We start from the raw sequence: 22,118 nt of genomic DNA, 5'->3' as shown, positions 1-22,118 counted from the left end.
CAGCAAACGCCAGCACCGGACCACACAGTTCTCGCAGTTACACAACCGTCGCGCATTCTGCATAAATTCCGGGAACGGGGCTCCAATTGCCTCAGGTAAACGTCTTAGTAGTCATACTGGCGAGCAGTGCGATCATTTGACCAATGTTATTCAGTGATAAGGCCATCACAAGCGGGCATTTGCCATTTCCCCACATGACCTTCCACGATGGGGTGTCCACTGTGACGCGGCCCACTCCTGCAGTGGGCATAAACGAATGACCGACTGTAGTTGATGGGCAGAAACTTTCTGGCCAAGAAAGGATGTCGATGTCGATGTCAGCAAACCGGTTCGAAAGCAAGATCGTCTTTGTGACAGGGGCCGGCAAGGGAATTGGCCGCGCAACGGCAATCGCATTCGCCCGGGAGGGAGCCCGCCTCGCACTCGCGGATTTCGACGACAAAGCAAACAGTGAGACGGCCGAATGTATCCGCAGTGAAGGTGGGGATGCCATCACACTACACGTCGATGTGACATCGGAAGACAACGTGCGCTCGGCCATCGACGAGACGATGGGGGCATTCGGAAGGCTCGATGTCGCCTTTAACAACGTCGGGCGGATCCAGAAGCCCACCCCGTTGGCCGAGTCGACTGTCGACGAATGGCGGTTAATCATGGAGACCAACGCCCTCGGCGTGTTCCTCGGCATGAAATACCAAATTCCGGCGCTCCTGAAGAGCGGCGGTGGTGCCATCGTAAACACCGCATCGGGTGCGGGGCTGCGCGGACGGAGGGGCCTCGCCCTCTATACGGCAGCGAAGCACGCGGTTGCGGGGCTAACGAGGGCAGCGAGTCTCGACTACGCGCGTCAGGGCATCCGCGTGAACGCAGTAGCCCCTGGTCCAGTTGATACGGAGCTCGCACACGTGGTCACCGGTGGTAGCCGGGACGGGATCGCGGCCATGGAGGTCACGCAGCCGATTGGGCGCCTCGGCCGGCCTGAGGAGATTGCTTCCGCCGTCCTCTGGCTCGCTTCGCCGGAGGCCAGCTTCACCCTGGGAACCGTGGTGCCTGTTGACGGTGGACGCACTGCCGAGTAGCAGGCATGTGGATAACTACCAACCAAATACAACCACTTCAGCAAAGGAGCTAATGTGGCTAGCACAAATTCAATGACCAAAATATCCAAATCGGCCGGCGGCACTCAACTTGAGAAGTCTCGCGCACGTCGCGCTGCCGCATCGGCCCTGATAGGTGGCGCTCTCGAATATTACGACTTCTTCCTTTACTCTCTAGCTGCAGCAATCGTCTTCCCCACAATGATGTTCCCGAGCGGCACCAGCGCCGCCACTGGAGTGTTGCTTTCTCTCGGCACACTCGGTGTTGGTTACGTGGCGCGCCCGGCCGGCGCGGTAATATTTGCGCATTTTGGCGACAAGTTCGGCCGCAAGCGCATCCTGGTCATGACAATCGTGCTGATGGGGCTGTCCACATTTACCATTGGTTTCCTTCCTTCGTATGAGCAGGTTGGACTTCTGGCGCCGGTCCTTCTAGTGGTCATGAGACTTTTTCAGGGATTGTCAGCAGGAGCAGAAACGACTGGAGCCAGTACGCTCACGCTGGAATCCGCCCCACACGGCAGGAGAGCGTTCTACACGTCGTTTACCCAGTCAGGAAATTCGATCGGTTTCGTACTCGCGAACGTCGCATTCCTACCAATTGCGGCCCTCCCTCATGATCTCCTGTTCTCCTGGGGTTGGCGTATCCCCTTCTTCGCCAGTGCCATTGTTGTGGCCGTCGCCCTAATTATGCGAACGAAGCTCGAGGAGACCGTTATCTTCATCAATGAGGTGGTCGAGGAGCATCAGGAAGTCAAGATTCCCCTCTTCACCGCTCTCCGTCGCTACCCGTGGGGCATTGTCAAGGTCCTCGTGCTTACGACGAGCGCATCGATCGGCACGATGCTTTTTACGTTCGGACTGGCCTTTGCGACTCGACCTGAGTTCGGGATCGTGATTTCTTATACCACCATGATCTGGGCCTGCATCGCAGGATATGGACTGAATGCCGTCTTCCAACCCTTTTGGGGGATTCTCTCCGATCGTATCGGCCGCCGCCCGGTGATCATATTCGGGGCTATTACCTCTGCAGTAATGACATTCGCCTATTTCGCCGCCATCGTCGCACACAACATTCCAATGATATTCGTATCAATTATTGGCGCTTTCTCTATCTTCTACGCGGCCGTGAACGCCGTTAGTCAAACGTTCTCCGGTGAACTGTTCGACGTGCGTGTTCGATACTCTGCGTCAGCAGTGGGCTTCAACGCAGGCATTGTGGTGGTCGGCTTTGTGCCAGCCGTTGCCACGGCGTTCGTCACGAGGGACAACTGGATGGCTGCGCCAATCATCGTCGCGATCACGTGCATAGCAACCGCCTTCGTGGTCTTCTTCTCGAAGGAAACGCACAAAGTGCGACTTGAAGATCTTGGATAAATTGGTGCCTCACTGAACCAAAACGCGATTCGCCGAATTTGAAGATACGAGCTACGAAGGAAGCCTGTGATCCAGGAGGGGCGGCGAAGATCGAAGATTCGCTGCCCCTTCCCGCTTGTTCGGCAGGAGCAGTTGCGCATCATCGGTTGTCCCGGCGCTTGCACGGGTCCGGCAGCCTCATTGGGGAAAGCGTTTGTGTCACATGTGGTGTGTACGGTCAGGCACGGCACATAATGTGCGCTGCCCTTACCGCATCCGGCAGCCGGTACAGAAGAGACCGCAGCCGCCCCAATTTACGGGATAGCAGCACGATATGGACGTATCACAAATGGGTATTGGTGAGGCTGATCCATAACAGAGAGTATTGAATATATCGTCTTCGATGCCTAGCTAGCGCCTTATTCACGGCACACTCCCGAGGCACTGACACCAAGAGCACTGCGCGAAAGATAAGAGATGCTTCAAAACACCAGTACTTCCGGTTCCACCCCGAGACAATCCGGATCCACACCGGAAGGCGACTCCCGCAGAGTCCTGCGAGGCAGGGGCGCTGCGATGGCCCGCAATATGCAGGCAAGCCTCAGCGTCCCTACCGCGTCAACCATGAGGACGTTCGAGGTCTCGGCGCTCATGGAGTGGCGCGAAAGGCTCCGCGGCCAGGGGTTCAACGTTCCTATTGCGGCCGTGCTCGCGACCGCAATGGCCCGGGCTGCTCAGCATCAGGTTGCCGCGGTGCGTCGGCGCATTGAGAATGACGGTTCCGATCTCGTGCTTGTGGAAGAGGGCGCCGTCAATCTCGGAGTTGCGGTCGACGTCAAAACCTCGGACGGGCACTCCATCATGGTGCCGGTCATCCAAGACGCAGCCAGTCTCACCTTTCCGGAACTGGTTGAGCTTCTTGGCAAGCTTTCCGGCGAGTGCAGGGCCGGCACTATCGCCGTCGCGAAGCTGCGGGGGGCGTCCCTCATCCTTACCAGCACTGGCCGCTTTGGTTCCACAACAGGTGTCCCCCTGCTTCCTGCCGGTCCAGGCATCATCGTTGCTGCCGGAGCCATCGGTGTCCCTGCCGGGCTCGAAAAACTGGCCGCCACCCACCCCGTGGACCCCGTGCTGACTTTGTCTTCAACCTATGACCACCGTGCCATTCAGGGAGCGGACTCCGGCAGCTTCCTCGGGGCTGTAGAAAGACTCCTCCGGTCGCAGGAGTTCCTTACGCAGCTGGAGCACGAGATACTTCAAAACGAGCCGGATCCGTTGCTTGAACTCCCAGCATCTTCACCGTCCAACGGCGCCGTGCGGCTGGCAGAGTTCAACGGCGCGGCTAGTACGGCGGTCGCCCGGCTCGAGCCCGTTCGCGCTCGCGACGAAGGCTCTTGGCTGCCCGACGGCGTCGAAGTCGAGTTCGCGCACCTGTCCGATCCGGAAACCCGCACCTGGCTTGGTGACCTGATCAGGCATGGAACTCCACAGCCCGCCGCCGACCGACGAGTTCAGGCACTCAGGCTAGCAACCGAGATCGACGTCTTCGAAACATACCTGCAGACCCAGTTCCTCGGGCAGAAGACACTGTCCGTTCAAGGCCTCGAATCCACGGTGCTTGCGTTGGCTGAAATGGCCGGACAGGCCGCAGGGAAGGGCTACACAGAAACTGTGCTGGGCATGGCCCACCGTGGCCGACTAAGCATTATGGCCCACATACTCAACTGGCCTGTGGAGCGGATCCTGGCCGAGTTCCTTCCCACCGCCCACTCAACACCTCAAGCGCGTTCCGGCGATGTCCGGCAGCATCTGGGTGGTAGCGGCACGTTTACCGACATTGACGGATCATCCCTCGGCGTCATGCTGGAACACAACCCCAGCCACCTCGAATTCGTGTCCCCAGTGGCCCTCGGAGCCGCGAAGGCCAAGCAGGATCACCTCATTGCGCAGGGCATGTCGCCTCAGGAGGCACGCCGTAAAGTGCTCCCCGTCCTGCTCCACGGAGACGCCGCCTTCACGGGCCAGGGAGTTGTCTACGAAACTTTCAACCTGCAGCGGCTCGAACCGTACAACGTGGGCGGAACGATCCATATCGTGCAGGACAACAGGCTGGGCTTCACGGCTACTCCCTTCCAGCTCCGGTCAACGTCCTGGCCATCCGACGTCATCCGAGGCTTCGACGTCCCCGTCATTCATACCGACGCTGACGACGTCGACGCTAACCTCGTGGCGGCCAAGATCGCCTTCGAATACCGCGAGCGGTTTGGAACGGACATCGTGATCCACGTCCAGGGTTACCGGCGCTTTGGCCACAACGAAACCGACGAGCCGCGCTACACCCAGCCCGTCTACTACAGCGACATTGACGAGCACCCTCCCGTGCACGAGATCTACGCGTCCACTCTGGCGGCGGCAGGGCTAGTGACGGACACCTACATTGCCGACACTCGGGCCACAGCCAGAACCCACCTTGTGGCGGCGCTGGACAAAGCCCGGGTCTTTGATCTCAACTCAGTGGTCAATCAGAAATTCGAGTCCCGGCCCGACGTCCACGACAAGCTACGATCCCTCTCCCCGTCCTGGGTCTCCGAGGTCCTCGACCTTTCTGAACAGTCCCGCAACGACGTAGCCATCCACCCGAAGCTAATTAAACAGTTCGACAAGAAGCGCTCTATGCGTGACCAGAACTTCTTGATTGACTGGGGCCAGGCAGAGCTGCTTGCCCTTAAGCTCATCAATGAGGCCGGAATCCCCCTCCGGCTTACGGGCGAGGATGTGGAGCGTGGAACGTTCAGCCACAGGCACATCGTGGTTCACGATACCCAAACTGGAGACAAGGCGGAGCGGTTGACGTTTGGCGGCGCGCCCTTCCTAGTGGCTAATACCCCCTTGACCGAGGTGGCCACGGTGGGCTTCGAGTACGGCTACGGCCGGACGAACACAAGTTCCATGCAGGTGTGGGAGGCACAGTTCGGTGACTTCGTGAACGTAGCCCAGGTCATCTTCGACCAGTTCATCATGGCCGGACGCGACAAGTGGGGCCGCGAGAGCCGCTTCGTGGCGCTGCTGCCCCACGGCTGGGAGGGTGCCGGGCCAGAGCACTCCTCGGCCCGCCTAGAGCGATTCCTCCAGTTGGCTGCGCGCGACAATGCCCGCATCCTCGTTCCCACCACTGCAGCCCAGTACTTCAACGCACTGGTCCACGCCGCAGCAATAGACGAACCGCGCCCGCACATTATCTTCACACCCAAGTCATTGCTGAGGGCCGAGTCTGCGAAGTCGGCAGTTGAGGACCTCACCGCAGGGGCCTACCACCCCGTCCTGGCAACAGGGGCGCGTAGTGACGAGACCCGCCGCCTCCTTCTGTCATCCGGCAAGGTCGGCGTGGAGGCCAAAGAACGTCTGGGTGATGGCGTTCGGCTGCTCCGCATCGAACAGCTGTACCCGTTCCCCCACGAAGAGATCATGAGGGAAGTGGCGGCCGCCGGTGAGCTGGAAGAGATCGTCTGGGTTCAGGAAGAGCCCGAGAACATGGGTCCATGGAGCTTCGTCCTGCCCAGGCTCCTCAAGATGGGCCTAGGCCGGTTCCGCCTCGGTTACGTGGGCAGGCCAGAGGCAGCATCCCCCGCCGAAGGCTACTCATCCGAGCACAAAGCAGCCCAGGAACGCTTGTTGGCGGCGGCGACCCAGGCTGGCGCCGTCGACTTCCGCATCGGGTAGTCATTCGAACCTCCTCCCAATCGGCCGAGGGGGATAGGCGAGCCAGAGACGCAGGTCAGGCGGTAAGAGTCCCGGCAACGCCTGACTCAGTAAAGGAACCAGACATGCGCGCATTTCCACTCTTGAAGACGACGATGGCCTCATCGGCAGGACTGGGCCAGCTTCAAAGTCAGCCATGGGGCGCCCCCTTCGACATCGCTATTCTCGCCGGACCGGGAAACGGCGTTTCGCCATTCCCTAAGGCAGGGGGTGAGCTCCCTGCCGGGCGCCACCGTTGCTTCCCCTCTCCATTAAAGGACAAGCCATGGCTGCATTAGCCACAAATCCAGAAGCCCTCATTGAGAGTCTCGAAGACCAACGCTACAGCGCGGTTCTCTCCGGAGATCTGGCAACCTTCGAAGAATTGTGTCACCCCGGGCTCGTGTACTCCCATTCCAGCGGCGACAGAGATTCCTTGCGGGCCTATACCGATAAGCTCCGGACGGGTGCTCTGAGGTACCACCGGATAGACCACAAGAGCGAAAAAGTCACAATCATCGGCAATACAGCGCTGGTCATGCTCCGGATGAGCGCGGACCTGACCATTAATGGCGCACCCATGACGCTGAAGTGTACTGCGCTTGCGGTATGGGTAAATGAAGCGGACTCTTGGAAGTTTATCGCCTACCAATCAACCCCCCAGCCCTAATACGCCAGACGAAGTCGTCGATTCCCGCGATTGCAGGAAAATGCCGACGGATTCTGATGGCACACCTGAGCTACCGTTTATTCGATTGCTGGGGGACTAAGAGGGCCTCCCAGAAAACGGGTCCGGGCTGTTTGAAGCGTCGAAGGGCCGACTAGGGCTTGCACTCGAACCGCGCCGCGCCTGCCGCCAACCGGCCCGGTCCACATGCAGTCTGCCTGCCTCACCTGACTCACACGCAGGCAAAAAGATCATCCAATAGAGAAGGAAGGCTGTCATGCGCGGAGTGATTATGTACGCCTCCGGAGACGGCGGCCACGTCGGCTACGATGGTGTCCCGGTGCGTGCACAACTGGATCCGATGGACCTGTTCGCTGCCGGAGTCCAACTCGCATGAGGCATCGCTGCCGTCCGCTGGTTCCTTCTCGAACTAATCCAACTCCTCTTGGACCGCATAATAAATGCCGGCAAGGTCTTGGATCTCACCTCTCGCTCGAGGACTCCGCCGCGGGCTACAAAAGCCATGGACGAGCGAGAAGCCATTAGTTTCCTACTCACCACATGACACCGTCATGCCAGCAACCGTCCTCAATCATGCCGTGCCGAGACCATCCAGCACAACAACCGGCAAGCAGGTCCCGCCGCCGGTTTAATCAAAGGAGTGGATCCGGGCACTATGCAGGTTGATTTGAGCGCTCAGAGCGCGGCGGCCGGCGGTTCCCGCACACTACAGTGCTACCTAGCCAAGCCTGCCGGGACCGGACCATTCCCCGGACTCGTTCTCATCCATGAAGGCTTCGGGCTCGACTACATAATGCGCCGCCACGCGCACCGGCTCGCGGTGGCGGGATACCTGACGCTTGCCGTCGGTGTCGAGAGTGACGATAGTGCGAGCGGCTGCCTCGTGTCGACCATGCGTTCGTTGGCGTCCGGGACGGGCCGGGCCTTCGCGGACATCGTTACGGCACGGTCCTGGCTCCGCCGTGACGACAGATGCACCGGGAACGTGGGGGTCATAGGATTTTGCCTGGGTGGGGGGTTCGCCTTGCTCGGGACCACCGACGGCCTCGATGCTGCCTCCGCGAACTATGGCGACTTGCCGGACGAACTGGAGGACGCTTGCCCCGTATTGGCCAATTATGGTCATGATGACCAGACACTACCCGGGGCCGCGGCGAAGTTGGAGACGGTCCCGATCATGCTCGACCTCGAGAATGAAATCAGGGAAGCCGCTCGTCCCGCGTTCATCAACGACGTAGCGGTAGTGCCTCGATCGCCGATCCCCCTTACGCGGATCCTGGGCATCAAACCGAATCCGGCCGCCGCGCCCAAAACGTGGCAGCGCATCGAGGACCATTTCGCGGAGCGCCTTCGCTAGTGTCCCGAAGTAGAATGCGCCGGCTCATCTTCTGAAAATCGCCACCTCCTGTCGTGAGTTTTCATCCCAGAACGTCGGGTTGGACTCGTTTCCTGCACAAGAACGCCCCCAACCCCGCGTTTCCGCAGGCCTTCGCTGTGGAGCTATGGAGTTTCGAAACTCCTGACCTCTTCTTCATGGGACAGCGTATTTCACTGTCCGCCACCGGCTTATGGCTCGATCAGTTCCGGTTGAGGCCGAACTTACGTGTCATCAGGGTCCTTGTAATGGGACTTGGCCGAATCTACCTCCGACGAAGGTGTGCTCGGCCCGAACCCGTGCAGAGGCCTGAAGACGAAGTGCGGGCATGGTCTTTCCCAGTCCTTATGGCCTCGCCAACTGCGCTGTCGTATGCAAGCTGGCGCAGGGCGAGGTTCCTGCCGTGACCGTCTCGTGCATAGGCTGTCCACCGGCCGAGGACTCGCTCAGCGCAGTCGGCCTTTCAGATGTACTGCTTGCCGTTAGTGGAGTCGGTGATCAGGTAAATCCCCTGAACTTCCGACAGGGCGACCTGCCAGTCTGAATAACACGAATCCCCCACCATCTCGCACAACTTGTGATACCTGAGCAACACATTGTCGAAGCCGGGGAAAGGAACCATGCCCCGGTCGGCGTCTCCAAGGCAGGCAGTTTCGCCGCCGTTTCGCCTTACCAGTATCAGGCCTGGGTATTGACGCCCACTCAACTACCAGCCGGCCCAACCAGAGGAGACAGGAAGCTACTCGGGCGCAAGTCGAAATGGATTTCAGCGTCTGTACGCTGGACCTCATCATAATTCTCGAGGACTCGGATTAACCGCGAACGGCGCCCGCCGTCGGCAGCCAGTATCACCCACTCTGGGGTGGGGTTTTGGGGTTCCTCGTTCCGGTTCTGTCTAGTTGGTCGTGGGTGACCAACACCCGTTCATGGTTCGGGGAGCCGGGTACAACGTGATGAAACCGGCTTTGGCGCGGAAGTCTCCTGGAGAGCTACTTCGAGTCCTAAGCAAGAGTCTGTGCCTGTGGGTTTGTCCTGCCAAAGCGGGAATCGGCGAAAAGGCGGCTTCGTTGCTCGCGGCGCATTGCACGCTCGATGAGTTGTTCGCGGCTGCGATGGCTTCAGCCATCGGTCTGTGCGCGCGAGGTCTAAACTCGCAGCCTCCGCCGCGCCTTCAAGCTGGGCGATCAGGTCCACCTTCACGGGCCGGAGGTTCTGACCCTGGAGAGGGTCCTCGAATACACTCGGATCCAGTGGCCTGGACAGTTCGCCAAGAAGCTGCCGTAGTAACAGGCGGGAGGCCCACCAGCCAGGGCCCTGAACCCGTCACCCACACACCTGAATAGGCCACAGCAGCGGCCAGGCCAAAGCCCGCGAACTTAGCGTCAGAGGGACGCCACCACAAGCTTTGTACACACGTTAAAGCAAAAACCCCTCTGACGAGGGGGAATGCTGTGCCCGAGGTGGGACTCGAACCCACACACCTTTCGATACCGCATTTTGAGTGCGGCGCGTCTGCCAATTCCGCCACTCGGGCGCGGAAACACCGAAACAAGACTAACCGACGTCGAGCTCTTCACAGAACTCAACGCTCCCTGTTGCAGTGCGCGAAACTACTCTACATGCAGATAGGCTAATTTCCAGAACCGGCTCGGCCGGGCAATAAATCATACGCAGGGACCGGGTGCAACTAAGATGGTTGAGAACCCGCCGTACGTCTTGAAGGAGATCCCGTGTCAGAACAGACGGAGTCCAAGCCCGCATCCCAGCCGGCACGCCGAGTAGTTGTCGCAGAGGATGAGACCCTCATCCGCCTGGACATCATCGAGATCTTGAAGGGCGAAGGTTACGACGTTGTCGGTGAGGCCGACAACGGTGAGAAGGCAGTCCAGCTGGCCGAGGAACTGAAGCCGGATCTGGTTCTCATGGACGTCAAGATGCCTGTCATGGACGGCATCTCTGCTGCGGAGAAGATCGTCAAGGCGAGGATCGCCCCCGTGGTCCTCCTCACGGCGTTCAGCCAGAAGGAGCTCGTGGAGCGCGCCCGCGACGCCGGCGCCATGGCGTACGTCGTCAAGCCTTTCACTCCGGCCGACCTGATCCCCGCAATCGAGATCGCCTTGTCCCGCCACGAGGAGATCAAGGCGCTCGAAAACGAAGTGTCCGACCTTCAGGAGCAGTTCGCCACGCGCAAGCTTGTAGAGCGCGCCAAGAGCCTCCTGACCACCAAGATGGGTCTCACGGAGCCGGAAGCATTCCGGTGGATCCAGAAGACCTCCATGGACCGCCGCCTCAGCATGCGCGAGGTCGCCGAAACCATCATCAACCAGGTCAACTAGCACTCCCCCGCGAAGGGCGCCGCTTCCGCTGGAAGCGGCGCCCTTCGTCGTCACCTGCAGCGATACGCCCCGGCCCCGCGCCCACGAACCACCCACGCCCGCAAAACAAGACAAAGGAGGCCCCGCCAAACGGCGGAGCCTCCTAACAGCGCTAAAAGAATCAGGCCTTCGACTTGGCCTTCTTCTTTTCCGGCCACGGTCCGACCTTTTCCTTGCGGGCTGCGGCCTCTTCCACGCGGGAGGTGTCCGCGAGGTCGCCCACCTTGTGGACCTTGAGCGAGTTCGTGGAACCAGCCTGTCCGGGAGGCGAACCGGCCGCGATGACCACGAGGTCGCCGTTCTCCACGATCTTCATCTCGAGGAGGCTGCGGTCCACCTGGGCCGTCATGGCGTCAGTGTGGCCCACCATGGGGACCAGGACGGGCTGGATGCCCCAGGTCAGCGCCAACTGGTTCCAGACGTGCTCCACCGGGGTGAAGGCGAAAACCGGCTTGACGGGACGCAGGCGGGACAGCCGGCGGGCCGAGTCCCCGGACTGGGTGAAAGTACAGATGTACTTCGCGTCCAGCTGGTCGGCGATTTCGACGGCGGCACGCGTGATGGCGCCACCGCGGGTCTTGGGCTTGGTACCGAGCGGAGGAACGCGCTCAAGACCGTGTTCTTCGGTGGACTCGATGATGCGGGCCATGGTCTTGACCGTTTCGATCGGGTACTTGCCCACGCTGGTCTCGCCCGAAAGCATGACTGCGTCGGCGCCGTCGAGCACTGCGTTGGCGCAGTCCGAAGCCTCGGCACGGGTCGGGCGCGGGTTGTCGATCATCGATTCGAGCACCTGGGTGGCCACGATGACCGGCTTGGCCCAACGCCGGGCCAGTTCAATGGCGCGCTTCTGCACGATCGGCACTTCCTCGAGCGGGAGTTCCACGCCAAGGTCGCCACGGGCAACCATGATGGCGTCGAAGGCGTCGATGATTTCGTGGAGCTGGTCCACTGCCTGCGGCTTCTCGATCTTGGCGATGACCGGCACACGCCGGCCTTCTTCGTCCATGATTTCGTGCACGCGCTTGATGTCGGAGGCATCACGGACGAAGGACAGTGCCACCAGGTCGACACCGCGCTTCAAGGCCCAGCGGAGATCATCCTCGTCCTTTTCGCTCAAGGCGGGGACGTTGACGGCAACGCCGGGCAGGTTGATGCCCTTGTTGTTGGACACCCAGCCGCCGACGGTCACCGTGGCGACCACCTTGACGTCGTCAACCTCGATGGCGCGAAGGGCAACCTTGCCGTCGTCGATCAGCAGTGCATCGCCGATGTTGACGTCTTCGGTCAGGCTCTTGAGCGTGGTGGAGCAGATGTCCTTGGTACCCGGGACGTCCTCGGTGGTGATGGTGAAAGTGTCACCGACGGCGAGTTCGTGGGGACCGTCGACAAATCGACCCAGGCGGATCTTCGGGCCCTGCAGGTCAGCCATGATGGCAACCGGCTTGTGAAGCTGGGCGGCGGCTTTGCGGACGTTCTCGTACGTGGTGTCGTGTACCGAGTAGTCGCCATGGCTCATGTTCATGCGGGCGACGTCGACGCCGGCTTCCAGCACCGCGAGGGTGTTGTCAAAGCTGGAAATTGCCGGTCCGAACGTTGCCACGATTTTTGCGCGTCTCATATACCTACCCTAGTAGTGTGCTGCAGTTGGAGTTGGGAAAGCTTCGTGCGCCGGTCCCTAGAGGACCGCTATGGCCCGGTCGGTGGGAGCCACGGGCGCGGGGAGAATGGTGCTGCCCATGAGGTACTTGTCGACCGCGGCAGCGCAGGCGCGGCCTTCGGCGATAGCCCAGACAATCAAGGACTGCCCGCGGCCTGCATCGCCTGCCACGAACACGCCCTCGGTGTTGGTCATGTAGTACCCGTCTCGGGCCACGTTGCCGCGGCCGTCGAATTCTGCGCTGACCTGTTCGGTGATACCGGCAGGTTCCGCGCCCGTGAAGCCGAGCGACAGGAACACCAGGTCGGCTGGAATGATGCGTTCCGTGCCGGCCTTCGGCAGGCGCTTGCCGTCCACGAATTCGGTCTCGGCCACCTTGACACCTGTGAGCTTGCCGTTTTCGCCGACAAATTCAACGGTCGAGGCGAGGTAGGTCCGTTCGCCGCCCTCTTCGTGTGCGCTGGCAACTTCGAAGAGCGTGGGGAACGTCGGCCACGGCTGGTGCGATGCGCGCTCAAGCGGCGGCTGCTTGCCGATGGCGAGGGTGGTGACGGACGCCGCGCCCTGGCGGTGTGCCGTGCCGAGGCAGTCGGCGCCGGTGTCGCCGCCACCGAGGATGATCACGTGCTTGCCCTTGGCATCGATCTGGTCCTCCACGGTTTCACCGGCAACCACACGATTTGCGGGGACCAGGTAATCCATGGCGAAGTGGATGCCTTCAAGGCCGCGGCCCGGGATGGGAAGGTCGCGCGGAACCGTGGCACCGGTGGCGATCACCACCGAGTCGTAACGGCGGCGCAACTGCTCCCACGTCACGTCGGTTCCGACCGCCACACCCGTGCGGAAGCGGGTGCCCTCGGCCTTCATCTGCTCGACGCGGCGGTCGACCTGTTCCTTTTCCATCTTGAAATCGGGGATGCCATAGCGCAGCAGTCCCCCGATCTTGTCGTCGCGCTCGTAGACGGCCACCGTGTGTCCGACGCGCGTCAGCTGCTGTGCGACGGCAAGCCCTGCGGGGCCGGAGCCGACGACGGCGACCGTCTTGCCGGAGAGACGCGCCGGCGGAAGGGGTTGTACCCAGCCGTTTTCGAAGGCGTCGTCGATGATCGAAACTTCAACCTGCTTGATGGTCACAGCGGGCTGGTTGATGCCCAGGACACAGGATGCTTCACACGGCGCAGGACACAGCCGGCCGGTGAACTCCGGGAAGTTGTTCGTGGCGTGCAGCCGCTCGATCGCTTCCTCGCCCTTGCCGCGCCACGTGAGGTCGTTCCACTCGGGGATGAGGTTCCCCAAGGGGCAGCCCTGGTGGCAGAACGGAATGCCGCAGTCCATGCAGCGGCCCGCCTGGCTCTTGAGCACGCCCCTGTCCTGGGCTTCGTAAACTTCTTTCCAGTCCATGATGCGGACGGGAACAGGACGGCGTGGCTGCGTCTCGCGCTGCCGGACTTTCAGAAATCCGCGTGGATCAGCCACCGGTTACCTCCAGGATTCGAGACCATACTTCTTCGCCATCGGGATCAAGGCCCTCTTCGATAGCGTCGAGACGGGTTTGCAGGACCGCGGCGTAGTCGCGCGGCAGGACTTTGGTGATGCGGGCGGCCGTGTCGTCGAAGTTTTCGAGCAAGCGGCCCGCAAGGACGGACTCGGTTTCTTCCAGGTGCTTGACCAGGAGTCCGTGGACGATCGTGCGGTCCTCGTCGTCAAGCTCAAGCAGCTGCAGCTCCCCTGAGTCCAAGGCCTGCTTGTTGACCCGGGCGGGCTGGAGGTCCAGTACATAAGCGGTACCACCGGACATGCCGGCACCGAAGTTGCGGCCCGTACGGCCGATGATCAGCGTCTGGCCGCCGGTCATGTACTCGCAGCCATGGTCACCGATGCCCTCAACGACGGCGGTGGCCCCCGAGTTGCGTACCAGGAAGCGTTCGCCCACCTGGCCACGCAGGAACAATTCGCCGCTCGTCGCGCCGTAGCCGATCACGTTGCCGGCGATGACGTTGCGTTCGGCCTGGAAAACGTTGGTGCGGTCCGGGCGGACGATGATGCGTCCACCGGAGAGCCCCTTGCCGACGTAGTCGTTGGAGTCGCCGAACATGCGCAGCGTGATGCCTGCAGGAAGGAAGGCCCCGAGCGACTGACCTGCGGTGCCCTTCAGCGTGATGTCGATGGTGTCGGTCGCGAGCACGTCGACGCCGAAGGTCTTGGTTACGACGTGCCCCAGCATGGTGCCGACGGAACGGTCCGTGTTGATGACGTCGACGGCGATCTTCACCGGTGTGCGGTCGCTCAAAGCCTCGGCGGCCATGCCGATGAGGCGCTGGTCGAAGTGCTTGTCGAGCTCGTGGTTCTGGCCGGTGAGGTTCCGCAGGGGAACGTCGTCGTCGAACTCGAGGCCGTGCAGGATGGGGTCGAGGTCGAGCCCCTCGGCCTTCCAGTGGTCGATCGCGTCCCGGGTATCCAGGACCTCGGCGTGCCCGATGGCCTCTTCGAGGCTGCGGAAACCGAGTTCGGCAAGCAGTTCGCGGACTTCCTCGGCAAGGAATTCGAAGAAGTTGACCACAAACTCGGGCTTGCCGTTGAAACGCGAGCGGAGCTCCGGGTTCTGGGTTGCGACGCCGACCGGGCAGGTATCGAGGTGGCAGACGCGCATCATGATGCAGCCGGACACCACCAGGGGCGCGGTCGCGAATCCGTACTCCTCGGCACCCAGCAACGCAGCGATGATGACGTCCCGGCCGGTCTTGAGCTGGCCGTCCACCTGGACCACGACGCGGTCGCGGAGCCCGTTGAGCATGAGCGTCTGCTGGGTCTCGGCGAGGCCGAGCTCCCACGGGACACCCGCATGCTTGAGCGAGTTCAGCGGCGAGGCGCCGGTTCCGCCGTCGTGCCCTGAGACGAGCACGACGTCGGCTTTGGCCTTGGTGACGCCGGACGCCACCGTGCCGATCCCGACTTCGGAAACCAGCTTCACGTGAACGCGCGCCGAGGGATTGGCCCGCTTGGCGTCGTAGATGAGCTGCGCGAGATCCTCGATCGAGTAGATGTCGTGGTGCGGGGGCGGGGAAATGAGCCCGACGCCGGGGGTTGAGTGGCGGGTCCGGGCTACCCAGGGGTAGACCTTCTGCGCCATCAACTGGCCGCCTTCACCGGGCTTGGCGCCCTGGGCCATCTTGATCTGGATGTCCTCGGCGTTGGTCAGGTACAGGCTGGTCACGCCGAAACGGCCCGAGGCAATCTGCTTGATCGCGGAGCGGCGCTCCGGGTCCAACAGACGGTCCACGTCTTCGCCGCCCTCACCGGTATTGGACTTGCCGCCCAGCCGGTTCATCGCGATTGCGAGCGTTTCGTGGGCTTCCTTGGAGATGGAGCCGTAGCTCATCGCGCCGGTGGAGAAGCGCTTCACGATGCTGGAAACCGGCTCGACCTCTTCAAGCGGCACCGCGGGGCGAAGGCTGTCCTTGAACTTCAAAAGCCCGCGCAGGGTCATGAGGTTCTCGGACTGGTCGTCGATGCCCTTGGTGTATGACTTGAAGATGTCGTAGCGGCGTTCGCGGGTCGCGTGCTGCAGGCGGAAGACGGTTTCCGGGTTGAACAGGTGCGGTTCCCCGTCGCGGCGCCACTGGTATTCGCCGCCGCCGAGCAGCGGACGGTGCGGCAGTTCGATGCCGCCTTCCGGGTAGGCCATCTGGTGGCGCGCCGAAACTTCGGCGGCGATGACGTCCAGGCCGACGCCGCCCAACTGGGAGTGGGTGCCGGAGAAGAATTCGTCCACGAGGTCCTGGGACAGGCCGAGGGCTTCGAAAGTCTGGGCGCCGGTGTACGAGGCCACCGTGGAAATGCCCATCTTGGACATGATCTTCAGGACGCCCTTGCCGAGGCCCTTGATGAGGTTGTAGACGCCGTCTTCGGGAGTCACGCCAACGACTTCGCCCGTGCTGATGAGCTGCTCCACGGATTCCATCGCCAGGTACGGGTTCACGGCGGAAGCGCCGAAGCCCACAAGCACTGCCACGTGGTGCGTTTCGCGGACGTCGCCGGCCTCGACCACCAGGGCGGTCTTGGTGCGGTTGGCGCTGCGGAGCAAGTGGTGGTGTACCGCGCTGACGAGCAGCAGGGACGGGATCGGGGCCCACTGCGCGTTGGAGTCGCGGTCGGACAGCACGATGTACTGCACGCCGCGGTTGATCGCGCCGGAAACCTGCTCGCAGATTTCAGTCAGGCGGCTCCGGAGTGCTGCTTCACCGCCCTCCGGACGGTACAGTCCGCGGACCTTCATGGCGACCTTGTCGCCGTCGGCGTTCTCGATGTTGGCGATCTTGGCGAGCTGGTCGTTGTTGATCACCGGGAACGGCAGGGAGATCTGCGGCTGGCGGACCTGCCCGACGTCGAGAAGGTTGCCGTTGGGGCCGATGGCGCACTTCAGCGAGGTAACGAGCTCTTCGCGGATCGCGTCCAGGGGCGGGTTGGTGACCTGGGCGAAAGACTGCACGAAGTAGTCGAACAGCAGACGCGGGCGCTTGGACAGCACGGCAACCGGGGTGTCGGAGCCCATGGCGCCGAGCGGTTCGGCCCCGGTGCGGGCCATCGGCCCCAGGAGGATCTTCAATTCCTCGGTGGTGTAGCCGAACGTCCGCTGGCGGATGTTCACGGACGCAGCCGTGTGCAGCACGTGCTCGCGCTCGGGAAGCTCGTTGAGGTCGATCAGGTTGTCCTTGACCCATTCAGCCCAAGGGTTGGCTGCCGCCACCTCGGCCTTGACCTCGGCGTCGTCGATGATGCGACCGGCTTCGGTGTCCACCAGGAACATCTTGCCCGGCGAAACACGGCCCTTCTTGACCACCTTGGCCGGCTCGACCTCGATCACGCCGACTTCGGAAGCGAAGACGATCAGGCCATCTTCGGTGATCCAGTAACGGCCGGGGCGCAGGCCGTTGCGGTCAAGGGTTGCACCGACGAGGTTGCCGTCGGTGAAGGACACAGCGGCGGGACCGTCCCACGGCTCCATGAGCAGCGAGTGGTACTCGTAGAAGGCGCGGCGGGCCGGATCCATCGTGGCGTGGTTTTCCCACGCCTCGGGGATCATCATCATGATCGAGTGCGTGATGGGCCGCCCGGAAAGCCAGAGCAGCTCGGCAACCTCATCGAAGGACGCGGAGTCGGAGGCACCCGGCGTGCAGATGGGGTACAACTCCTCCGGGGAATCGCCCAGCAGCGGGTTCGCGAGCTGGGACTGGCGCGCCCGCATCCAGTTCCGGTTGCCTTTGACGGTGTTGATTTCACCGTTGTGGGCGATGGTACGGAAGGGCTGGGCAAGCGGCCATGACGGGAACGTGTTCGTGGAGAAGCGCGAGTGCACGATGGCCAGCTTGGTCTTGAAGCGCTTGTCCGAGAGATCCGGGTAGAACGGCTCCAGCTGGGCGGTGGTCAACATGCCCTTGTACACGATGGTGCGCGAGGACAGCGACGGGAAGTACACGCCGAACTTGTTCTGGGCACGCTTGCGCACACGCCATGCCCGGGAATCCAGTTCATTCCGGTCCAGCACTTCGCCAGTGGCGGAAGCAAGGAACGGCTGTGCGAAGTAAGGCATGCAGGCACGGGCCATGGCGCCGACCAGGTCCCCGACTACCGGCACTTCACGCCAGCCAAGGACTGTCAGGCCTTCATCTACCGCAAGGGCCTCGATGCCGGCCTTCGCGGTCTCGGCTTCGCGGGTTTCGGCCGGCAGGAAGGCAGTACCCACCACGTACTGGCCGGGTGCGGGGAGCTCGAACTCAGTGACGGCCCGGAAGAATTCGTCCGGAACCTGCATGAGGAGCCCGGCGCCGTCGCCCGTGCCTTCGTCGGCGCCCACGGCGCCGCGGTGTTCAAGGTTGCGCAGGGCAGTCAGGGCCGCTTCCACGATGTCATAGCCGGGTTCACCACGCAGCGTGGCGATAATGGCCAGGCCGCAAGCGTCCTTCTCCTGGTCAGGGTTGTAGAGTCCCTGGGCTTCCGGGAGCGCAGCGAAACGCTTGAAGGGCGAGATGGCACCCTGCGGTTCGACTGATTCGGACCAGCTTGGGTTATGAAGATGGGTCATTGAAGACGTCCTTCCTCGAGATCGTGCGAATGGAAGGGACAACGTTGGCCCCACCTTGCCTGCCGTGTGACGGGCATAACAAAGCGCTAGTTACATGAAATTGTAGGTCAGCGGGCAAGACGCAACGAACAGTTACGCATGTCCCTGACCCAAGCTTGACCGCGGAGCCTCTGTGTGCTGCCGGGCGACTGCCAAGGTGCCACGACGCTGTGGCCGGGGGCCTCTGGGCGGTAGCCCGGTTCCCCTGTGCCGTAGCGCTGGCTACTTGGTGCTGCCAGCTTCCGGCCCGGATCCGGGGGCGCTGCTGGCGGTGGTTTCGGTGGACGCGGAGCCTGAATCCGACGTGACGCCGGCATGTGACTCCTCGGCCGTTTCCGTAGGCTCAGCAGTATGGCCCAGATCGCTTTGGTTATTCCGGAGATTACCATGCGCACCGGTATCTGAGACAGATCCGTCCGTATCATGGGCCTTCGTATCAGTCACAATTGTGCTGTTAGCCTCAGCATCAGCCGTCTCATCGCCCCGGGCGCTTGGGTCAACCGTGGCGGCCTCCGCATCTCCGGCGGTCACCGCGGCCGGTTCCCTGCCGGGAAGGTACGCGGTGTCCGGCTCCGGCCTGCCGCGCAGGCTCAGGACGATGAAAATGATGAGCGCTGCGAGGAAGACGAAGATGCTGGTCCATACGTTCAGACGCGTGGTGATGCCGAAGAGGTTGATCTGTTCGGCATCGTCGATCCGCAACGCTTCGATCCAGACGCGGCCAAGCGTGTAGTAAATGGCGTACAGCCAGAAGAGCCTGCCGCGCCGGAAATGGAAGCGCCGGTCCAGGACCAGGAGGACCACGACGCCGACGATGTTCCAGAGGGATTCGTAAAGGAACGTCGGGTGGAACAGGGTGTCACTCGGCATTCCGGCCGGAAAGTTGGGGCTGTTCGGGTCGATCTGGAGGCCCCATGGCAAGGTGGTGGGTCCGCCGAAGAGTTCCTGGTTGAACCAGTTCCCCCAACGCCCGATCGCTTGCGCCAGCAGGAGCCCGGGGGCTGCGGCGTCGAGGAAGGCGGTCAGCTTGACGCCGGAACGGCGGCAGCCAAGCCAGGCACCGACAACTCCGAGAAGCACGGCACCCCAGATTCCGAGACCGCCCCGCCAGATCTGCGGGATCAGGGAGAGGTCGCCGGTGCCGTTGAAGCCCGGGCCGAAGTACGCGTCCGGCGAGGAGATGACGTGGTAGAGGCGGCCGCCCACAATGCCGAAGGGGATCGCCCAGATGGCGATGTCCCACAGGCTGCCTTCGGGAGTGCCGCGACGCTTCCAGCGCACGGCGGTGAGCCACAGGCCCAGGATGATGCCGAGAAGAATGCACAGGGCATACGCGTGGATACGGAGAGTCCCCCACGGCAGCGGAACATCAAATCCGGACCATGAGGGGCTCGGAATGCTCAGGGGAGCCATTGCCGCGACGTGGAGGAGACTCTGCATTGTCTACGCTTTTCCTTTTCTAGGCCTGCGCTGTTGCACGGCCAAGGCCGGCGCTGAGGTTCTTGGTGAGTTCCGCGACGGCGTCAACGCCGCCGTCCCGGATGGCCGCAACCAACGCGGTACCGACGATCACGCCGTCGGCGTATGCCGCAATCTCGCGGACGTGGTCTGCGTTGGAGACTCCGAGCCCGACGCAGACCCGTTCGGCACCGGCCGCATGCGTGTCGGCCACGACCTTCTCCGCGGCGCTGCTGACAGACTGTCGGGCCCCAGTGACACCCATGATGGAGACGGCGTAAACGAAGCCGCGGCTCGCCTCAACCGTCATGGCCAGGCGTTCCGGGGTGGACGACGGTGCCACGAGGAAGACCCGGTCGAGTCCGTATTTGTCCGATGCCGCGAACCATTCGGCAGCCTCGTCCGGAATGAGGTCAGGCGTGATGAGTCCGGCTCCCCCGGCCTCGGCCAGCCTGCGTGAGAACTCGTCAACGCCCATGCGCATCACGGGGTTCCAGTAGGTCATGACCAGCACGGCGGCGTCGGTGGCTGCCGTGATGCCCGCTACTACATCGAAGACGCTCGCGACGCGGAACCCGTTGGCGATGGCCTCCGTGGTCGCGGCCTGGATGACAGCGCCGTCCATGACGGGGTCCGAATACGGGACGCCGATTTCAATAAGGTCCGCGCCGTTGCGCGCCATGGCAATGCCGGCGTCGATGCTTGTCTGAACATCCGGGTAGCCCGCCGGCAGGTATCCGATCAGCGCGGCCCGGCCTTGTGCCTTCGCACGGTCGATCGCGGCCGCGGACTTGCTGGTTATCTGCTCGGTCATCAGTTTTGGTCCTCGCTTGCTTCTTCAGTGCTGATCTCAAGGTTGCTGCGCTCGGACGGGCCCTTGGGTTTGCGCGTGGAGAGGGTGGTGCCCTTGACGTTGCCGTTTTCGTCCAGCATGTCGAACCATTCGGCGGCCGTTTCAACGTCCTTGTCACCGCGCCCGGACAGGTTCACGATGATGATCGTGTCGGCCGGGTTTTCCTTGCCTTCGGTGAGGAGTTTGCCCACTTTGATGGCACCGGCGAGGGCGTGCGAGGACTCGATGGCGGGGATGATGCCTTCCGTCCGGCAAAGCAGGCGGAACGCGTCCATGGCTTCGGTGTCCGTGATGGGCTCGTACGTGACGCGGCCGATGTCCGCGAGGTAGGAGTGCTCCGGACCGACGCTCGGGTAGTCGAGGCCTGCGGAAATCGAGTGGGACTCGATGGTCTGGCCGTCTTCGTCCTGCATGAGGTAGGACCGGGCACCGTGCAGCACGCCGGGGCGTCCCAGGGTGATGGCGGCCGCGTGGCGTCCTGTTTCGACCCCGTCGCCGCCGGCTTCGAAACCGTAGATCTTCACGGAGGCGTCGTCCAGGAAGCTGTGGAAGATGCCGATGGCATTGGAACCGCCGCCGATGCAGGCACAGACGGCATCCGGAAGCCTGCCGGTCTGCTCCAGGATCTGGGCGCGGGCTTCCTCCCCAATGACCTCGTGGAAGAAACGCACCATCGCCGGGAACGGGTGCGCACCCGCCGCGGTGCCCAGCAGGTAGTGGGTGGTGTCCACATTGGAAACCCAGTCGCGGAGGGCGTCGTTGATGGCGTCCTTGAGCGTTTGCGATCCGTTGGTAACGGGAACCACGGTGGCGCCCAGGAGCTGCATGCGGGCCACGTTCAGTGCCTGGCGGCGGCAATCCTCGGCGCCCATGTAGACAACGCATTCCAGTCCGAGCAACGCTGCAGCGGTGGCGCTGGCAACGCCGTGCTGGCCGGCGCCGGTCTCGGCGATGACACGGGTCTTGCCCATGCGCTTCGCGAGCAAAGCCTGGCCGAGGACGTTGTTGATCTTGTGGGATCCGGTGTGGTTCAGGTCTTCGCGCTTAAGGAAGATGCGCGCGCCGCCGGCGTGCTGGGAGAAACGCTTGGCCTCCGTGAGGAGCGACGGACGGCCCGAGTATTTCTTGTTGAGGTCCTTCAGCTGGGCAAGGAACTCAGGATCGGCCTTGGCCTTCTCGAACGTGTCCTCGACTTCATCCAGGGCGGCGATGAGGGACTCGGGCATCCAACGTCCGCCGTAGGAGCCGAAGTACGGCCCGGCGGCATTGCGGAGCGAGGCTCCACCTTGTAGGAATGCGTCGGCCACGTTCTCTTGCGAGTTGGCTGTTGATGCGTCCACCATCAGTCTCACCGTCCTGTTCAGTAGGTAGTTGGGTCTTTCAGGGCCGCAGGACAG

General features: G+C 62.5%; 12 protein-coding genes and 1 tRNA gene. 6 read left to right on the top strand and 7 right to left on the bottom strand.

Features of this window, described 5'->3' with window-relative positions; translation table 11 throughout:
• Window positions 1-308: 308 nt before the first annotated feature.
• From AB0O52_RS10380 to AB0O52_RS10360, 5 genes are all read left to right on the top strand, one after another.
• Window positions 309-1,079 carry an SDR family oxidoreductase gene (locus tag AB0O52_RS10380; protein WP_364537141.1) on the top strand — a complete coding sequence of 257 codons (771 nt, stop codon included), beginning with the start codon at window positions 309-311 and terminating at the stop codon, window positions 1,077-1,079.
• Between the two features lie 54 nt (window positions 1,080-1,133).
• Window positions 1,134-2,474, top strand: coding sequence for an MFS transporter (locus AB0O52_RS10375; protein WP_364537138.1), 1,341 nt, complete (start codon window positions 1,134-1,136; stop codon window positions 2,472-2,474).
• Window positions 2,475-2,930: 456 nt separating this feature from the next.
• Window positions 2,931-6,173, top strand: coding sequence for a 2-oxoglutarate dehydrogenase E1 component (locus tag AB0O52_RS10370; protein WP_364537135.1), 3,243 nt, complete (start codon window positions 2,931-2,933; stop codon window positions 6,171-6,173).
• A gap of 304 nt (window positions 6,174-6,477) precedes the next feature.
• Window positions 6,478-6,861 carry a nuclear transport factor 2 family protein gene (locus AB0O52_RS10365; protein WP_364537132.1) on the top strand — a complete coding sequence of 128 codons (384 nt, stop codon included), beginning with the start codon at window positions 6,478-6,480 and terminating at the stop codon, window positions 6,859-6,861.
• Window positions 6,862-7,534: 673 nt separating this feature from the next.
• Window positions 7,535-8,236 (top strand): dienelactone hydrolase family protein, encoded by a 702-nt coding sequence (locus AB0O52_RS10360; protein ID WP_364537129.1) that lies wholly within the window; start codon window positions 7,535-7,537, stop codon window positions 8,234-8,236.
• A gap of 1,470 nt (window positions 8,237-9,706) precedes the next feature.
• Here AB0O52_RS10360 and AB0O52_RS10355 read toward each other — a convergent pair.
• Window positions 9,707-9,788, bottom strand: a tRNA-Leu gene (locus AB0O52_RS10355).
• A 196-nt stretch (window positions 9,789-9,984) separates the two neighbouring features.
• Between AB0O52_RS10355 and AB0O52_RS10350 the strand changes: the two genes are divergently transcribed.
• The gene (locus tag AB0O52_RS10350; RefSeq protein WP_028266834.1) at window positions 9,985-10,590 is read left to right on the top strand and encodes a response regulator; all 606 of its coding nucleotides are present in this window, start codon (window positions 9,985-9,987) and stop codon (window positions 10,588-10,590) included.
• Window positions 10,591-10,750: 160 nt separating this feature from the next.
• On the opposite strand, the gene pyk is transcribed toward AB0O52_RS10350, so the two are convergent.
• The 6 genes from pyk to trpB form a co-directional block, all read right to left on the bottom strand.
• A complete protein-coding gene (gene pyk, locus AB0O52_RS10345) occupies window positions 10,751-12,250 on the bottom strand; it encodes a pyruvate kinase (RefSeq protein WP_364537125.1) in 1,500 nt (499 codons plus the stop codon).
• A 57-nt stretch (window positions 12,251-12,307) separates the two neighbouring features.
• The gene (locus AB0O52_RS10340; RefSeq protein ID WP_364537122.1) at window positions 12,308-13,765 is read right to left on the bottom strand and encodes a glutamate synthase subunit beta; all 1,458 of its coding nucleotides are present in this window, start codon (window positions 13,763-13,765) and stop codon (window positions 12,308-12,310) included.
• The gene (gene gltB, locus AB0O52_RS10335; protein ID WP_364537119.1) at window positions 13,758-18,371 is read right to left on the bottom strand and encodes a glutamate synthase large subunit; all 4,614 of its coding nucleotides are present in this window, start codon (window positions 18,369-18,371) and stop codon (window positions 13,758-13,760) included. Before gltB ends, AB0O52_RS10340 begins: the two co-directional genes overlap by 8 nt.
• A gap of 261 nt (window positions 18,372-18,632) precedes the next feature.
• Window positions 18,633-19,850, bottom strand: a complete 1,218-nt coding sequence (gene lgt / locus AB0O52_RS10330; RefSeq protein ID WP_364537116.1) for a prolipoprotein diacylglyceryl transferase — start codon at window positions 19,848-19,850, stop codon at window positions 18,633-18,635.
• A gap of 19 nt (window positions 19,851-19,869) precedes the next feature.
• Window positions 19,870-20,682, bottom strand: coding sequence for a tryptophan synthase subunit alpha (gene trpA, locus AB0O52_RS10325; protein ID WP_364537113.1), 813 nt, complete (start codon window positions 20,680-20,682; stop codon window positions 19,870-19,872).
• Window positions 20,682-22,064 (bottom strand): tryptophan synthase subunit beta, encoded by a 1,383-nt coding sequence (trpB, locus tag AB0O52_RS10320; RefSeq protein WP_364537110.1) that lies wholly within the window; start codon window positions 22,062-22,064, stop codon window positions 20,682-20,684. The genes trpA and trpB overlap by 1 nt, the downstream gene beginning before the upstream one ends.
• Window positions 22,065-22,118: the final 54 nt, after the last annotated feature.

This window comes from Arthrobacter sp. NPDC080073, from assembly GCF_040686575.1.
In the GTDB taxonomy this organism is placed as follows: Bacteria; Actinomycetota; Actinomycetes; order Actinomycetales; family Micrococcaceae; genus Arthrobacter.
This window is presented reverse-complemented; position numbering and strand designations above follow the sequence as displayed.

Bases quoted from the DNA above. Each gene is read 5' to 3' on its own strand.
- lgt (WP_364537116.1), bottom strand. From the start codon at position 19,850: ATGCAGAGTCTCCTCCACGTCGCGGCAATGGCTCCCCTGAGCATTCCG.
- AB0O52_RS10365 (WP_364537132.1), top strand. From the start codon at position 6,478: ATGGCTGCATTAGCCACAAATCCAGAAGCCCTCATTGAGAGTCTCGAA.
- gltB (WP_364537119.1), bottom strand. From the start codon at position 18,371: ATGACCCATCTTCATAACCCAAGCTGGTCCGAATCAGTCGAACCGCAG.
- AB0O52_RS10370 (WP_364537135.1), top strand. From the start codon at position 2,931: ATGCTTCAAAACACCAGTACTTCCGGTTCCACCCCGAGACAATCCGGA.
- AB0O52_RS10380 (WP_364537141.1), top strand. From the start codon at position 309: ATGTCGATGTCAGCAAACCGGTTCGAAAGCAAGATCGTCTTTGTGACA.
- trpA (WP_364537113.1), bottom strand. From the start codon at position 20,682: ATGACCGAGCAGATAACCAGCAAGTCCGCGGCCGCGATCGACCGTGCG.
- AB0O52_RS10360 (WP_364537129.1), top strand. From the start codon at position 7,535: ATGCAGGTTGATTTGAGCGCTCAGAGCGCGGCGGCCGGCGGTTCCCGC.
- pyk (WP_364537125.1), bottom strand. From the start codon at position 12,250: ATGAGACGCGCAAAAATCGTGGCAACGTTCGGACCGGCAATTTCCAGC.
- trpB (WP_364537110.1), bottom strand. From the start codon at position 22,064: ATGGTGGACGCATCAACAGCCAACTCGCAAGAGAACGTGGCCGACGCA.